Source organism: Thioalkalivibrio sp. (genome assembly GCF_041685615.1).
Taxonomy (GTDB): Bacteria; Pseudomonadota; Gammaproteobacteria; order Ectothiorhodospirales; family Ectothiorhodospiraceae; genus Thioalkalivibrio.
In genome coordinates this window covers 41,474-57,772 of record NZ_JAWLFK010000010.1, presented here as the reverse complement: position 1 = coordinate 57,772, position 16,299 = coordinate 41,474, and the positions used below count along the sequence as shown (strand labels likewise).

Here is a 16,299-nt window from a genome sequence, read left to right as displayed (position 1 = left end):
GTCCTCGCCGAGACCGACGACGCAGAGCACACGGCCGCCGGCGGTCACGATGTGTCCATCGGCATCGGTGGCGGTCCCCGCATGGAACACGCGGGCGTCAGGAATTGCCTCGACGGCCTCCAGGCCGCTGATGACGTCGCCCTTGCGGTAGTCGCCGGGGTAGCCCCCGGCGGCCAGGACCACGCCCAGGGCGACCCGGGGGTCCCATTCTGCCCCGGCTTTGTCGAGGCGGCCGTCGAACGCGGCCTCCACCAGCTCGGCGAGGTCGGAGTCCAGGCGGCTCAGGATCGGCTGGGTCTCCGGGTCGCCGAAGCGGCAGTTGAACTCCAGTACCTTCGGATTGCCCCCGGCGTCGATCATCACGCCGGCATAGAGAAAGCCGGTATAGCGTTCGCCGTCCGCAGCCATGCCCCGCACGGTCGGCTCGATGACTTCGTGCAGGATGCGCTCGTGGAGGTGGTCGGTCACCACCGGGGCCGGGGAGTAGGCACCCATGCCGCCGGTATTGGGGCCCTGATCACCGTTGTCACGCGCCTTGTGGTCCTGCGAGGAGGCCAGGGCCAGTACGTGCTCGCCGTCCACCATGCAGATGAAGCTGGCCTCTTCCCCGGTCAGGAATTCCTCGATCACGACCCGGTTGCCGGCCGCGCCAAACGCGTTACCGGCCAGCATGTCGTGCACCGCGGCGCGTGCCTCATCCTCCGTCTGCGCGAGGATCACGCCCTTGCCGGCGGCGAGACCGTCGGCCTTGACCACGATGGGCGCGCCGTGGGCGGCGATGAATTCCAGCGCCGCCGTTTCGTCCTCGAAGCTTCCGTAGGCGGCGGTCGGGATGCCGTGGCGCTGCATGAAGTCCTTGGCGAAGGACTTCGAGCCCTCCAGCTGTGCGGCCCGGGCAGAGGGGCCGAAGCAGCGCCGGCCCGCGGCGTGGAAAGCATCCACCACGCCGGCCACCAGCGGGGCCTCGGGCCCGACCACGGTAAAGTCGATCGCCTCGCATTCGGCCAGGGCCAGCAGGGCGTCGATGTCGGTCACGCCGATATCGACGTTCTCGCATTTCGCCTCGCCCGCGGTGCCCGCGTTGCCGGGGGCTACCAGGACGCGTTCGATGCGCGGCGATTGCGCCAGCTTCCAGGCCAGCGCGTGCTCGCGTCCGCCGTTGCCGATTACCAGTACGTTCATGGAATGCCCCGGATCAGTGGCGGAAGTGGCGCATGCCGGTGAACAGCATGGCGATGTCGTGCTCGTTGGCCGCGTCGATGACCTCCTGGTCGCGCATCGAGCCGCCCGGCTGGATCACCGCGGTGATGCCGGCCTCGGCGGCGGCGTCGATGCCGTCACGGAACGGGAAGAAGGCATCCGAGGCCATCACCGAGCCGGCCACCTGCAGGCCCTCGTCGGCGGCCTTGATGCCGGCGATGCGGGCGGAGTACACGCGGCTCATCTGGCCGGCTCCGACCCCGATGGTCTGCTCGTCGCGGGCATAGACGATGGCGTTGGACTTCACGTACTTGCCCACCTGCCAGGCGAAGCAGAGGTCCTTCATCTCCTGTTCGGATGGCGCGCGGGCGGTCACGGTCTTCAGTTCCACGTCCGCCAGGCCGCCGCGGTCCGCATCCTGCACCAGGAGCCCGCCGCCGATGCGCTTGTAGTCGAGGCCGGGACCGACACCTGCCGGCGGGATCTCCAGCACGCGAACATTCTTCTTGGTGGCCAGGGCGCGCAGTGCACCCGGGGTGATCTCGGGGGCGATCACCACCTCGACGAACTGGCGGCTGACGATCGCGTGTGCGGTGTCACCGTCCAGCGGGCGGTTGAAGGCAATGATGCCGCCGAAGGCCGAGGTCGGGTCGGTCTGGAAGGCGCGTTCGTAGGCCATCAGCTGGGTCGGGGCGACGGCCACGCCGCAGGGGTTGGCGTGCTTGACGATCACGCAGGCCCCGGCCTCGAACTGGCGCACGCACTCCCAGGCGGCATCGGCATCCGCCAGGTTGTTGTAGGACAGCGACTTGCCCTGATGCTGACGGTAGCTGGCCAGAGTGCCGGGGGTGGGCTGCGGATCGCGGTAGAACGCGGCGCGCTGGTGCGGGTTCTCGCCGTAGCGCAGGGTCTCCACCCGCTCGAACGTGGCGTTCAGTTGCCCGGGGAAGGGCGCCGTCTCGCCGTCCTCGTCCAGGCCCGACAGGTAGTTGCTGATCGCGGCATCGTAGCGCGCCACGTGATCGAAGGCCGCCACCGCCAGACGGAAGCGCAGCGACTGCGGGACCTCGCCCTGGTCGCCGATGGCCGCCGCGATCTCGCTGTACTGGTCGGGGCTGGTGGCCACGGCCACGTCACGATAGTTCTTCGCCGCCGCGCGCAGCATGGCCGGGCCGCCGATGTCGATGTTCTCGATGGCGTCCTCCAGGCTGCAGCCGGGACGGGCCACCGTCGCCTCGAACGGATAGAGGTTGACCACCAGCAGGTCGATCGGCGGGATGTCCTGCTCGGCCATCACCGCGGAGTCGATGTCGCGCCGGCCCAGCAGCCCGCCATGGATGCGCGGATGCAGGGTCTTGACCCGGCCGTCCATGATCTCGGGGAAGCCCGTGTGCGTGGAAACCTCGGTGACCGGAAGGTTGTGCTCGGCCAGCAGGCGGGCAGTCCCGCCGGTGGACAGAAGCTCGACGCCGCGCTCGTGCAAGGCGCGGGCGAGCTCCACGACGCCGGTCTTCTCGGAGACCGACAAAAGGGCACGCTGGATGGGACGGCTGGGGGTCATGCGGGGCCTCGGAATCGGGTCAAAAGCGCCATTATATCGAACGCGCGGCGCGGATGGACGGGCCTCGAAAGGTGCCGGGCCGGAGCCGGCGGGGCGGGCCTCAACTTGTAATTTTTGCGCAAAACCTTCAGGGTATAAAAACGATTTCGGACACAACGCCCGCGTTCAGACGCAGCGCGCGGCGCCGCAAGCGATCCCCGAGCCAGGCGGGATGGGCCCGCCAGACCACGGCTCGGCATCCGGGTAATGAAGAGCCCTCCGGATGTGCAGGATGAACCGGCCAGGCCGGTGCCGGGTGCTGCGAACAACGCACCGGGCGCATTGATACCCGAACACCAGGTGACCATCGCCTGGCGCGATCGGGCTGCTGGCGAGACCGCCGAGGAATGCGGGGGTCGCGGTTCACTGCGTTTGCGGGGTGTTGTGCCGACGGATCGGCCCCGGGCCCGTCCGTTCACGCTTACAACAGCAGCAAAAGCCAAGAGGAACCAGCATGGCAGCGAACATCAAGAATGATCAGGACTTCGGTGACAAGCCGACTGAACGTCGCGATACCGAGAACTACCTCAACGAGTACACCACCGGCTTCGTCGACAAGTGGGATGACCTGATCGACTGGGACAACCGTGCCAAGAGTGAAGGCACCTTCTTCATCGAGGAACTGAAGAAGCGCGGCGCCAAGCGCGTGCTGGACGTGGCTGCCGGTACCGGTTTCCATTCCGTGCAACTCCTCGAGGCCGGTTTCGACGTGGTGACCGCCGACGGCGCACCGGAGATGCTCGTCAAGGCTTTCGAGAACGGTCGCAAGCGCGGGCACATCCTGCGCACCGTGCAGGCCGACTGGCGCATGCTGAACCGCGACATCTACGGTCGCTACGACGCCGTGGTCTGCCTGGGCAACTCGTTTACCCACCTGTTCAATGAACACGACCGCCGCAAGGCCCTGGCCGAGTTCTACTCTGCCCTGAACCACGATGGCGTGCTGATCCTTGACCAGCGCAACTACGACACCATCATGGACCATGGCTACTCGTCCAAGCACACCTACTACTACTGCGGTGACGACGTCCAGGTGCAGCCGGCCCACGTCGACGAAGGCCTGGCGCGCTTCCAGTACAAGTTCCCGGATGGCTCCGAGTACTTCCTGAACATGTTCCCGCTGCGCAAGGCCTATGTCCGCCGCCTGATGCGCGAGGTCGGTTTCCAGCATATCGAGACCTACGGGGACTTCCAGGAGACCTACCGCGAGACCGATCCCGACTTCTTCATCCACGTGGCCGACAAGCGTTATATCGAGGGCGAGGAACGATGAGCGAGAACTACTCCGATGTAGTCGAGACCGCTCGCGACTACTACAACAGCAAGGATGCCGACACCTTCTACAAGATGGTGTGGGGTGGCGAAGACCTCCATATCGGGCTGTACGAGTACAAGGACGAGCCGATCGGTGACGCCAGCCGGCGCACCGTCGCCCACATGTCCGACCTGCTGGGCGAGCCGCAGCCGGAATGGCGTGTGCTCGACATGGGTGCTGGTTACGGCGGTGTCGCCCGTTACCTGGTGGAGAACTACGGTTGCGACGTCACCGCGCTGAACCTGTCCGAGAAGGAGAACGAGCGCGACCGCGAGATCAACAAGGCGCGCCACCTGGATCACAAGATCACCGTGGTCGACGGCAGCTTCGAGAAGGTCGACGAGCCCGACGCGTCCTATGACGTTGTCTGGTCGGAGGACTCCTTCCTGCACAGCCAGAACGAGGACAAGAAGAAGGTGATCCAGGAGGCCGCGCGTTTGCTGAAGCCGGGTGGCTGGCTGATTTTCACCGATCCGATGCAGACCGACGACTGCCCGGACGGGGTACTGGATCCGATCCTGGCCCGCATCCATCTGGATTCGCTGGCGAGCCCGTCGCTGTACCGCGAGGCCGCGCAGGCGGCGGGCCTGAAAGAGGTTGGTTTCGAGGAGCACTCCAGTCAGATCGCGACCCACTACGGCCGCGTGAAGCAGGAGCTCGAGTCCCGCGAGGACGAGTTGAAGCACTACATCTCGCAGGACTATATCGACCGGATGAAGCAGGGCCTGCAGCACTGGGTCGACGGCGGCAACTCGGGCTACCTGACCTGGGGCATCTTCCGCTTCCGCAAGCCGGCTCGCTAGGCCGCGCGCGGGGGACCCCGAGGGGCTGGTCGCCGTCAGGCGGGCAGCCGCCTCCAGACCCCGTCCACGCGGCCTTCGAGCGGTTGGAAGCGGGTCTTGTATTCCATCTTCGGCGCCTGGTCGATCCAGTAGCCGAGGTAGACATGGGGCAGATCCAGTCGGCTTGCATGCGCCACCTGGGTCAGGATCGCGAGGGTGCCCAGACCGCGGTGCGGCTGGTCCGGATCGAAGAAGCTGTACATCGCCGACAGCCCCTGCGGGGTGCGGTCGGTGACGGCGACCGCCACCAGCGTACCGGCCTGGCGGAATTCGATCAGATCCACCGGACCGTTGCGGTGGGCCAGCATCCCCGCGTATTCCTCGTGCCCCATCTGCTCCATGCCGCCGCCCGCGTGGCGGCTGGCCTGGTAGCGGGAAAACAACGGCATGTGCTCGTCAAGATCGGCGGCGGGCCCTGTCCCGGGCTGCTCCGGCGGGCGCCGGATGGCAACCGCGAGATCGTGGTTACGATTCAGGCAGCGGCGCTGGCTGCGGTTCGGCCGGAAATGCGCCACCGGGATGCGCACCGGCACGCAGGCGGTGCACTCGGGGCAGTGATGCCGATAGACAAACTGGCCACTACGGCGAAAGCCCTCGGCCAGTAGCTGGCCGAAGCGTGCGCCGCCCAGGCTGACCGCGGGGTCGACCAGGAGACTCTGCATCTCGCGGTCGTCCAGATAGGGGCAGGCCTGCGGGGCGGTGATGAACCAGCGGATCGGATTTTCCTGCATGGCGCTATCGTGACATCTCTGTTCACGGGCGCAACCAGGCCGGATCCGGGGTCGCCACGAGACACGAAAGAGCCTGCCACCAGGGTGGGCTCCACGCCCGGGACGGATCCCCGGCGTGTACACTTATCCCATTCGAAACCAATGGTGTACGGCACATGACGGCAACACGCAAAGACATCGAGAACGCGCTGAAAGAGCGCATCCTGATCCTGGACGGCGGTATGGGTACCACCATCCAGCTGTACAAGCTGGAGGAGGCCGACTACCGCGGCGAGCGTTTCAAGGACTGGGAATCCGACCTGAAGGGCAACAACGACCTGTTGTCCCTCACGCGTCCGGACATCATCGAGCAGATCCACAACGATTACCTCGAGGCCGGTGCCGACATCATTGAGGCCAACACCTTCAATGGCACCCGCATCGCGATGGCGGACTACCACATGGAGGACCTGGTCCCCGAGCTGAACCGCGAATCCGCGAAGCTCGCGCGCAAGGCGGCCGATGCCTGGACCGAGAAGACCCCGGACAAACCGCGCTACGTGGCCGGCATCCTCGGTCCGACCAACCGCACCGCGTCGATCTCACCGGACGTGAACGATCCCGGCGCGCGCAACGTCGATTTCGACACCCTGGTCGAGTCCTACAAGGAAGCGGCCGAGGCCCTGGTCGAGGGCGGCGTGGATTTGCTCCTGATCGAGACCGTGTTCGACACCCTGAACGCCAAGGCCGCGATCTTCGCGGTGAAGACGCTGGAGGACGAGCTCGGGAAGGAACTCCCGATCATGATCTCCGGCACCATCACCGATGCCTCCGGACGCACCCTGTCCGGCCAGACCACCGAGGCGTTCTGGAATTCCGTGCGTCATGCCAACCCGGTGTCCATCGGCCTGAACTGTGCACTGGGCGCGAAGGAAATGCGCCAGTACGTGGCGGAACTGTCGCGCATTGCCGATACCTTCGTCTCCGCGCACCCCAACGCCGGTCTGCCGAACGAGTTCGGTGACTATGACGAGAGTCCGGAGCAGATGGCCGAGGACGTTGGCCCCTGGGCCGAATCGGGTCTGGTGAACATCATTGGTGGCTGCTGCGGCACGCTGCCGGAACACATCCGGGCCATGCGCGAAGCGGTCGAGAAACACGCCCCGCGCAAGGTGCCGGAGGTCGAGCCGGCCTGCCGCCTGTCCGGTCTGGAACCGTGCAACATCACCGACGATTCCCTGTTCGTGAACGTCGGCGAGCGCACCAACGTGACCGGTTCGCGCAAGTTCCTGCGCCTGATCCAGAACGAGGAATTCGACGTTGCGCTGGAAGTCGCGCTGAACCAGGTCGAGGGCGGTGCCCAGATTATCGACATCAACATGGACGAGGGCATGCTGGAGTCGCAGGAGGCGATGGTCCGCTTCCTCAACCTGCTGGCCGGCGAGCCCGACATCGCCCGCGTCCCGGTGATGATCGACTCCTCCAAGTTCGAGATCATCGAGGCGGGCCTGAAGTGCGTCCAGGGCAAGCCGGTGGTCAACTCGATCTCCATGAAGGAGGGCGAGGAAAACTTCATCAAGCAGGCCCAGCTGTGCCGCCGCTACGGCGCCGCGATCGTGGTCATGGCCTTCGACGAGGATGGCCAGGCGGATGACGAACAGCGTCGTGTCGAGATCTGCACCCGGGCCTACAAGCTGCTGACCGAGAAGGTCGGCTTCCCGGCCGAGGACATCATCTTCGACCCGAACATCTTCGCGGTCGCGACCGGCATCGAGGAGCACAACAACTACGGCGTGGACTTCATCGAGGCCACCCGTCGCATCAAGAATGACCTGCCGCATGCGCTGATCTCCGGTGGCGTGTCCAACGTGTCGTTCTCGTTCCGTGGCAATGAGCCGGTACGCGAGGCGATCCACGCGGTGTTCCTGTACCACGCCATCAAGGCGGGCATGGACATGGGGATCGTCAACGCCGGTCAGCTGGCGGTCTACGACGATATCGACGAGAAGCTGAAGGAAGCGGTCGAGGACGTGGTCCTGAACCGCCGCGACGACGCCACTGACCGTTTGCTCGAGCTGTCCGAGGAATACAAGGGCCAGGGCGGCGGCAAGAAGGAAGAGAATCTCGAGTGGCGCGAATGGGAGGTCTCCAAGCGCCTCGAGCACTCCCTGGTCAAGGGCATCGACACCTACGTGGTAGACGACACCGAAGAGGCCCGCCAGGCCTATGACCGTCCGATCCAGGTGATCGAGGGGCCGCTGATGGACGGCATGAACGTGGTCGGCGACCTGTTCGGCGAGGGCAAGATGTTCCTGCCGCAGGTGGTCAAGTCCGCGCGCGTGATGAAGAAGGCCGTGGCGCACCTGATCCCGTACATCGAAGCCGAGAAGACCGGCACCGAGAATAACGGCAAGATCCTGATGGCCACGGTGAAGGGCGACGTCCACGACATCGGCAAGAACATCGTGGGCGTGGTCCTGCAGTGCAACAACTTCGAGGTCATCGACATCGGCGTGATGCAGCCCGGTGCCGATATCCTGAAGGCGGCCAAGGAGCATGACGTCGACGTCATCGGCCTGTCCGGCCTGATCACGCCCTCGCTGGAGGAGATGGCGAACTTCGCCGCCGACCTCGAACGCGAAGGCATGACGACCCCGCTGATGATCGGCGGCGCGACCACCTCGCGCGCCCACACGGCGGTGAAGATCGAGCCGAACTACTCCGGTCCGGTGGTCTGGGTGAAGGACGCCTCGCGCGCCGTGGGCGTGGCCCAGAGCCTGATCAGTCCCGAACTGCGCGAGAACTACGCCGCCGAGATCCGCGAGGAATACGAAAAGCTGCGCGTACAGAACGCCGGGCGCAAGAAGAAGACTCAGTGGGTCACCCTCGAGAAGGCGCGCGCCAACAAGCCGCAGATCGACTGGTCCGATTACACGCCGCCGAAGCCGAAGGCGCTGGAGACCGAGGACCTGCCGGGCCAGCCCAAGGTGCTGCACCCGCATGGCGATGGCTCCGTGCTGCTGCGCTTCGACGACTACGATCTGAACGAGGTCGCCGAGTATATCGACTGGACGCCGTTCTTCCACTCCTGGCAGCTGCACGCCGCCTACCCGCGCATCCTGGATGACGAGAAGGTCGGCGAAGAGGCGCGCAAGCTGTTCAAGGACGCCCAGGACATGCTGAAGCGGATGATCGACGAGAAGTGGGTCACCCTGCGCGGCGTGGTTGGCTTCTTCCCGGCGAACACCGTCGATGACGACGACATCGAGGTGTACACGGACGACAGCCGCTCCAAGGTGCTGAAGAGACTGCACCACCTGCGTCAGCAGACCGAGAAGCGTCGCGGCCAGCCGAGCCATTCCCTGGCCGACTTCGTGATGCCCAGGGAAGCCGGCGGCCCGGACTATATCGGGGCCTTCGCGGTCAGCGCCGGCGGCGATGTCGACGCCAAGGCCAGGGAATACGAGAAGGCCAACGACGACTACCACGCCATCCTCGTGAAGAGCCTGGCCGATCGCTTGGCCGAGGCCTTCGCCGAGTGCATGCACCAGCATGTGCGCCGCGAGTACTGGGGCTATGTGCCGGACGAGTCGCTGGCCAACGAGGACCTGATCGAGGAGAAGTACCAGGGTATCCGTCCGGCGCCGGGCTACCCGGCCTGCCCGGAGCACACCGAGAAGTCCACCCTGTGGGAGCTCCTGCAGCCGGAAGAGAACGCCGACATGACGCTCACCGAGAGCTACGCCATGTTGCCGGTCTCGGCCGTGTCCGGCTGGTACTTCGCGCATCCGGAGTCGCGCTACTTCGGTCTCGGCAAGGTCAACCGCGACCAGGTCGAGGACTACGCCAAGCGCAAGGGCATGTCGTTCGAGGAGGCCGAGCGCTGGCTCGCGCCGAACATCGGCTACGACGACAGCGACGAGGCCAAGGCGGAAGCCAAGGCCGAGCGCGAGGCCCGGACCGCGTAGGTCCGCGATCCTGCCTCCGGGCGGGCCGGGTGACCGGCACCGACCCGGCAAACTGCGAGCCCCGCCCCGTGCCGGGCTCGCTTTGTTTGGGGTACCGCGCCACACTGGGCGCGTCCGTCCCCTTTCGGATGGGCTTGGCCCCAACCGGAGTCCGTGCATGTCCGCCCGTGAACCCGCGATCGACGCTCGACCGGCGATGTTCCGCAATCATCCGTTCGGCTTCCTCCTGAGCCTGGTGCTGATCCCGGCCTTCGGCCTGGGCCTGCTGATCCTGCTGTGGTGGTATCTGCAGACCCGGTCGGTGCGCCTGCGCATCGACGCCGACCAGGTACATCTCGAACGCGGCCTGTTGTCGAAGTCGCACGTGGACCTCGATATTGGCCAGATCCGCACGGTGAAGGTGGACCAGAGCTTTTTCGACCGGATCTTCCGTGTTGGCCGCATCGCGGTGTACACCACCGGGGACAACCCGGAATTCCGGGTTACCGGCATCCCGGACCCCCACCGCGTACGCGAATACGTGCGGGGGCGCCGCGAGGCCGTGGCATGAGCCGCTCCGACCGCCGCGACAGCCGCCTGGCGCTGCGTATCCTGCTCGGCACCTCGGCGCTTGTGGCCCTGCTCGTCGCCCTGCTGGTGCTGGCGGCGGCCGTGTCCCTCCCGGGGCTGTCGGACTGGGTCGCGCTGACGTTCGATGACGGCATGGGCCTGAAGAACGCGGCGCTGGTGGCGGCCATCGTCTCGGTGCTGGTCTCGATCGTCTTTGCCCTGGCCGCCGGCGAGGGTCTGATCGGGGAGTTGCAGTTCATGATCCCCGGTTTCTTCCTGTTCTTCGTCTTCTTCTGGCTGATGCTGGCCTGGATCTTTTGATCCGGGCCCGTTCGCCGTGCATCCTTCCCGTCCCCGACAAGCCCCGGAGCCCCCAGCGTGACCACCGACGCGGACAACGAAGCGAACCCCCAGCATCACCTGACCCTGCGCCCGACACGGATCGAGGACTACGAGGACATCCGCGAGATCATGGAGCGGGTCTACCACGACCTCGACGGTGCCTGGAGCGAGGCGCAGTTCCGTTCCCAGGTGATGCGCTTCCCCGAGGGGCAGATCTGCATCGAGGACAACGGCAAGGTGGTCGCCGCCGCCATCAGCCTGATCGTCGAGTACAAGCGCTTCGGCGATCACCACAACTACTGGCAGATCACCGGCAACGGCTTCCTGACCACCCACGACCCGGACGGCGACACGCTCTACGGAGTCGACATCTTCGTCCACCCGGACTACCGGGGGCTGCGCCTGGGGCGGCGCCTGTACGACGCGCGCAAGGAGCTGTGCGAGAAACTGAACCTCCGGGCGATCGTCGCCGGCGGGCGCATCCCCGGTTACGAACAGTACCGTGACGAGCTGACGCCGCAGCAGTACGTACGCCGGGTGAAGAACCACGAGATCACCGACCCGATCCTGACGTTCCAGCTGGCGAACGATTTCCACGTCCGGAAGATCATCACCAACTACCTGCCGGACGACGAGAAGTCCGGGGCCTACGCGACCCTGATCGAGTGGTTGAACATCTACTACGAGGAGAAGGAGAAGCTGATCGGCGGCAGTCGCTCGGATGTCCGCATCGGCGTGGTCCAGTGGCAGATGCGTCCGACGGTGGATCTGGATGCCCTGTTCCAGCAGGTCGAGTACTTCGTGGACGCCGTCTCCGGTTACCGCTCGGATTGCGTACTGTTCCCGGAGTTCTTCAACGGCCCGTTGATGGGCGCGTTCAACCAGGACTACCCGGCCGAGGCCGTACGCCGCCTGGCCGAATATACCGAGGCGGTCCGCGAGGAGATGGTGCGCCTGGCGCTGGCCTACAACATCAATATCGTGGCCGGCTCGATGCCCGAGTACACCGACGACGTGCTGCGCAATGTCTCGTACCTGTGCCGCCGTGACGGGACCTGGGATCGCCAGTACAAGATCCACGTGACCCCCGACGAGGTGTCCTACTGGGGCCTGCAGGGCGGCGACGAGGTGCATGTCTTCGATACCGACTTCGGCAAGATCGGAATCCTGATTTGCTACGACGTGGAGTTCCCCGAGCTGCCGCGGGTGATGGCCGATCACGGCCTGCAGATCCTGTTTGTGCCCTACTGGACCGACACCAAGAATGCCTATCTCCGGGTACGGCGCTGTGCCCAGGCCCGGGCCATCGAGAACGAGTGCTACGTGGTCATGTCCGGCTCGGTGGGCAACCTGCCCAAGGTCGAGAACATGGACATGCAGTATTCCCAGGCTGCGGTGTTTACCCCGTCGGACTTCGCTTTCCCGCATGATGCGGTGGCCGCGGAGGCGACCCCCAACACCGAGATGACCCTGATCGTGGACCTCGACCTCGACAACCTGAAGGAACTGCGCAACCACGGTTCGGTGCGCAACCTGCGCGACCGCCGACGCGACCTCTACTCGGTCCAGTGGAAGTCCAAGCCGGTGTAGGGTTCCCCGGGCGTTGGCCCTATGCATGGGCACCGTGTGCCCGGAAAACGTGAACGGGTTCCGGTTGCCCGGAGGCCGCCACTGGCATCCGGCCGCCGGGGCCCTTAGTCTTGCCGGTACAGGGAACCTCGCTCGCGGCATGTCCGCCGTGGCCGGGGCCGAACCGCCGCCAGGCGGGCGTATGCCAGTCAGGGGGAAACAATGAGCGACCAGATGCCGGACCCGCAACGCGCCGCGATCCTCGTGGTGGATGACTCCAAGGTCATCCGGGTCGCGTTGCAGCGCATCCTGCAGGGGCAGAACACGGTCTATGAGGCCGCTGATGGCGAGCAGGCCCTGGAACTGCTGCAGCAGTATCCGGATATCGGACTGGTCCTGACCGACCTGTCCATGCCGGGCATTGATGGCCAGGACCTGTTGCTGCGCATTCGGGACGGTATCGACGACGTTCCCGCCGACCTGCCGGTGGTGATCGTGACCGGCCAGGAGAGCGACGAGGCTGCCAGCGACGAGTGGCGTTCGCTGGGTGCCAATGCCGTCCTGATGAAGCCCTTCGTGCCCACCCGCGTGCGCGAGGTGGTGGCCGAGCTCCTGCCGTCACCCTCGGAGCCCGAGGTCGCCGGGCCCGAGCCGGCAGGGGCCGCAGCCGATCCCGCCGAGACCCAGGCACTGCGCGACGAGGTCGAACGCCTGCGGCGCGAGCTGATGCTGCGCCAGCAATCGTCCAACGAACGCGAGGCGCAGAAGGAGCTGGAGCGCCTGCGCAATGCCCTGGGCGAGGCCCGCGACGAATCCACGGCCGCGTTCCAGCGGGCGGAGGAGCGCGATCGCGAGATCGAGACCTTGCAGGCCCGCCTGGAAGAGACCGAGACGGCCCTGGCCGAGGCGCGGGCCCGTGACGAAGAGGCTGTGGCGGCGAGCGAGCAGGCCGAAGGCCGCGAGGCGGAGCTTGCCACCCTGCGGGCGCGAGTGGCGGAACTGGAGACGGAGGAGGGTGAGACACCGGGGGAGTCCAGCGATGAGCTGGATTCGCTGCGCAGCCGAGTGCGCGAGCTGGAGGGCGAGAACGTTCGCCTGGACCACGAACTGGTCGAGCTGGAACGCCAGCGCGAGGCGGTGCAGAAAGAGTTGAGGGAGGCCCGGGACGAGGCCCAGCGCCTGCGCAGCGAGCGCAATCAGCAGTGCGAGCGCGCGGCGGCCGCCGAGAAGGCCCGGGCTGAGGCGGAGCAGCGCTGCGCCGACAGTGGCGAGTCGGCCGCCGAACTCGGCGAGCGCCTGGTCGCGCGCGAGAAGGAACTCGCCGAGTCGCTGCAGCGTAACCAGGATCTGCGTGGCCGCATCCGCGACCTCGAGCATGCCCTGACCGGCCACAGCACCACGGCGGCCGCGGAACCCTTGAGCGAGCCCGCTTCGGCGGATTCGGTCAAGGCGGAGCCGGAGGACCGCCTGCGTGCCCCGCACCAGGATAGTCGGTACGACCGGCCCGTGCGCCTGGGACGCCGGCGCTGGTTCCGGGTGGCATTTGTCGGGGTGCTGGCGGTGATCGTGGCGCTGGGAATTGCGATCTACTTGCGGGGCTACTGAGGCCGTAGGCCGCGCGGCGGTTGGCGCGGTTCAGAAGGGCGGGCACCCGGCATGCCGGGTGCCCGCGGCGGGGCGCATCAATCGCTTCGCCGGGAAAATGGCTACTCGTGCCGGTCGCGCAGCACGCTCAGCAAGTGGTTCCAGGAGTCATGGTCGGCGCGTTCGTCATAGCCGACCGGCATCCCGAATTCCTCGGCAATGGCATCGGCCCCCGGGTTGGTGAAGCTGTGCTTCACGCCGGAGAATTCAACCACCGTGTAGCGGGCCTCAGCGTCCTGCATCTCCTCGTGGAAGCCGGCGACCTGTTCCGGCGGGACCATGGGGTCTGCGGTGCCGGTGAACGACAGCAGTTCGGCCTTTACCTCGCCCGCCTCGGCCGGGTGCTCGGTGCCCAGGCCGCCGTGGAAGCTGGCGGCCACGTTCAGGTCCAAGCCGGCGCGCGCGGCCTCCAGGGCTACCGTGCCGCCGAAGCAGTATCCCACTGCCGAGGGGGCGCTGTCGCCGGTGGTCTCATGCGCCCGCAGCCAGTCGTAGGCGGCCTGGAAACGGCCCAGCATCAGGTCGCGGTTTTCGCGAATCTCCCCAGCGAACTCGCCGGCGGTGGAGGGGTGGTCGGCGCGCTTGCCGCTGCCGTACATGTCCAGGGCGAAGGCCGTGTAGCCCTCGCGGGCCAGCTGCTCGGCGCGGTCGCGGGCGTAGTCGTTGTGGCCCCACCATTCGTGGATGACCAGGACCGCCGGGTGCGGGCCGTCGCCTTCGGGATGGGCCAGATAGCCGGTCATCTCGTCACCGTCGTGGTCGTAGGTGACTTCCTCGGTCTGGATGTCGGCGAGGGCCAGGCCGGGCAGCAGGGCGCCGAGCAGAACGGCCAGCGGGGCAAATGCGGGTTTGGCGAACATCGAACACCTCCTGATCGTCGGATCGACTCTATATCGACCCTGACTCCCGAGTATGGTTCGCGTCCGCCCGGGTTACAACGAACGGGACAGGGGCTACAGTAGAGACGTCGGGGTACCCGCGCGAGCGTGTCCACCGATCATTGATTCCCCAGAGGGTCCACCCATGTCCGAACGTTCCGCCAACGATTCCCTGGAGGCTCGGGTCGAGTCGGCCGACAAGCTTCTGGCGATGCCGCAGGTGGTATTCGAGGTCGCGCGTTTGCTGGAGGACGATGACGCCACGGCAACGCGGATTGCCACCAGTCTGAGCCGTGACCCCGGTCTGGTGGCGCTGGTCCTGCGCATTGCCAACAGCCCCGCCTATGCCCCGGCGCGTACGATCGACTCGGTCGACCGGGCGATCGCCATGCTGGGTCGCGATGCTCTGCAGCGCCTGGTGGTGGCGAGCGCGATCACCCGTGCCACGGCGAGCATACCCGACCAGGAACGGCTGCCACTGGAGGTGTTCTGGCGCCATTCCGCCTATTGCGCGGTGATCGCGCGGCAACTGGCGATGCGCGTGCTGCCGCGTCAGGCCAGCGGTATCTTCCTGGCCGGTCTGTTGCATGACCTCGGAAAGCTGCTTCTGTTCTCGCAGTCACCGGACTCGGCCCACCGGGCGTTCCTCTCCAGCCTGGATATGGGCGACGGTCTCAGCCCGCAGGGTGCGGAACGGGCCCAGCTGGGCTTCGATCACGCGGAGCTGGGTGGCGCCCTGGCGGCGCACTGGGGGTTGCCGGAGCTCCTGGTCGACTGTCTGTCGGGCCATCACCAGCCGATGCAGGCGTCGGAGGGTCACCGTACCGCGGTGATGCTGGTGCACCTGGCAAACACCGGTGCGCATCTGGCCGAGATCGATTCGCGCGACTGGGCAGATGCCCCGCCCGTGGACCCGGCTGTGTGGGAGGCCCTGCACCTGGCACCGGAGGTCCTGCTGTCCGCCGTGGAAGAGGCCCAGCACGAGGTGCTGGCGGTACAGGACATCTGCGACCCGGCGCACGAAGGGGAGCCGCGAGCATGAACCGGCGCCATGCACCTGCGACCGGCCCAAGGGTCCTAACAATCATGCGCATGAACGCGTCACCGGCCCCGCTTGGGCGCGTGCTGGTCGCCGCCGGCGTGATGCTCCTGCTGGCCGGCTGCGCCGGGGTGCCGGCATCCCTGGCCCCGTTGCCCGCCGCCGCCCCCGATCGCGAGCAGGTGCTGGCCGACCCGGATGCGGTCAAGGGCGAGACCGTGGTTTGGGGCGGAGTGATTGCGGCCGTCAAGAACACCTCCGGCGGCACCCGGTTGGAGGTGGTCGCCCGAGATCTGGACCGCCAGGGCCGCCCGCAGGAGGCCGACCGCTCGCCGGGACGTTTTCGGGCGGTCAGCAGTGGCTTTCTCGATCCACAGATCTACGCCGAGGGGCGCGAGGTGACCGTAAGGGGCGTCATCCAGGGGACCGAGGAAGGCACCATCGGTGACTACGACTACACCTTTGTTACCCTGCAGGCGGATGCCGTGTACCTGTGGCCCCGCCGGCCGCCGCCGTCCGAGCGACACGACCGCGATCCATTCTACGATCCCTTTTACGACCCGTTTTACAGTCCGTGGGGCCCGCACTACGGGATCGATGGGCGTTATCACCCGCATCCCTGGTACTGGTGACCATGACCCGA

13 protein-coding genes are annotated in these 16,299 nt (G+C 66.5%); 9 read left to right on the top strand and 4 right to left on the bottom strand.

Annotated features, from left to right (window positions below):
- Both purD and purH read right to left on the bottom strand, forming a co-directional pair.
- Positions 1 to 1,182, bottom strand: a 1,182-nt coding sequence (gene purD / locus ACESLR_RS03605; RefSeq protein WP_373066655.1) for a phosphoribosylamine--glycine ligase, incomplete at its 3' end; no start/stop codon positions are given.
- A gap of 13 nt (positions 1,183 to 1,195) precedes the next feature.
- Positions 1,196 to 2,761 (bottom strand): bifunctional phosphoribosylaminoimidazolecarboxamide formyltransferase/IMP cyclohydrolase, encoded by a 1,566-nt coding sequence (gene purH / locus ACESLR_RS03600; RefSeq protein ID WP_373023741.1) that lies wholly within the window; start codon positions 2,759 to 2,761, stop codon positions 1,196 to 1,198.
- 493 nt (positions 2,762 to 3,254) lie between these two features.
- Between purH and ACESLR_RS03595 the strand changes: the two genes are divergently transcribed.
- Together ACESLR_RS03595 and ACESLR_RS03590 are read left to right on the top strand one after the other, a co-directional pair.
- A complete protein-coding gene (locus ACESLR_RS03595) occupies positions 3,255 to 4,073 on the top strand; it encodes a class I SAM-dependent methyltransferase (protein WP_373023740.1) in 819 nt (272 codons plus the stop codon).
- A complete protein-coding gene (locus ACESLR_RS03590; RefSeq protein ID WP_373023739.1) occupies positions 4,070 to 4,918 on the top strand; it encodes a methyltransferase domain-containing protein in 849 nt (282 codons plus the stop codon). Before ACESLR_RS03595 ends, ACESLR_RS03590 begins: the two co-directional genes overlap by 4 nt.
- A 35-nt stretch (positions 4,919 to 4,953) precedes the next feature.
- Here the strand turns inward: ACESLR_RS03590 and ACESLR_RS03585 are convergent, their stop codons facing one another.
- A complete protein-coding gene (locus tag ACESLR_RS03585) occupies positions 4,954 to 5,688 on the bottom strand; it encodes an arginyltransferase (protein WP_373066651.1) in 735 nt (244 codons plus the stop codon).
- Positions 5,689 to 5,843: 155 nt separating this feature from the next.
- Between ACESLR_RS03585 and metH the strand changes: the two genes are divergently transcribed.
- The 5 genes from metH to ACESLR_RS03560 all read left to right on the top strand — a co-directional run bounded on the left by metH (position 5,844) and on the right by ACESLR_RS03560 (position 13,700).
- A complete protein-coding gene (gene metH / locus ACESLR_RS03580; protein ID WP_373023737.1) occupies positions 5,844 to 9,635 on the top strand; it encodes a methionine synthase in 3,792 nt (1,263 codons plus the stop codon).
- Positions 9,636 to 9,792: 157 nt separating this feature from the next.
- Positions 9,793 to 10,185 (top strand): PH domain-containing protein, encoded by a 393-nt coding sequence (locus ACESLR_RS03575; protein ID WP_373023736.1) that lies wholly within the window; start codon positions 9,793 to 9,795, stop codon positions 10,183 to 10,185.
- Positions 10,182 to 10,505, top strand: coding sequence for a hypothetical protein (locus ACESLR_RS03570; RefSeq protein ID WP_373023735.1), 324 nt, complete (start codon positions 10,182 to 10,184; stop codon positions 10,503 to 10,505). The genes ACESLR_RS03575 and ACESLR_RS03570 overlap by 4 nt, the downstream gene beginning before the upstream one ends.
- A 57-nt stretch (positions 10,506 to 10,562) precedes the next feature.
- A complete protein-coding gene (locus tag ACESLR_RS03565; protein ID WP_373023734.1) occupies positions 10,563 to 12,116 on the top strand; it encodes a GNAT family N-acetyltransferase in 1,554 nt (517 codons plus the stop codon).
- Between the two features lie 201 nt (positions 12,117 to 12,317).
- On the top strand, positions 12,318 to 13,700 hold the full coding sequence (locus tag ACESLR_RS03560; protein WP_373054170.1) for a response regulator: 1,383 nt from the start codon (positions 12,318 to 12,320) through the stop codon (positions 13,698 to 13,700).
- A gap of 101 nt (positions 13,701 to 13,801) precedes the next feature.
- Here the strand turns inward: ACESLR_RS03560 and ACESLR_RS03555 are convergent, their stop codons facing one another.
- A complete protein-coding gene (locus tag ACESLR_RS03555) occupies positions 13,802 to 14,599 on the bottom strand; it encodes a dienelactone hydrolase family protein (RefSeq protein WP_373023732.1) in 798 nt (265 codons plus the stop codon).
- A 163-nt stretch (positions 14,600 to 14,762) separates the two neighbouring features.
- Between ACESLR_RS03555 and ACESLR_RS03550 the strand changes: the two genes are divergently transcribed.
- Complete coding sequence (locus tag ACESLR_RS03550) at positions 14,763 to 15,659, top strand: HDOD domain-containing protein (RefSeq protein WP_373023731.1); 897 nt, start codon at positions 14,763 to 14,765, stop codon at positions 15,657 to 15,659.
- Between the two features lie 50 nt (positions 15,660 to 15,709).
- Entirely contained in the window at positions 15,710 to 16,288 is a 579-nt protein-coding gene (locus tag ACESLR_RS03545) for a Slp family lipoprotein (RefSeq protein ID WP_373023730.1), read from the top strand.
- The last annotated feature ends 11 nt before the right edge of the window (positions 16,289 to 16,299 follow it).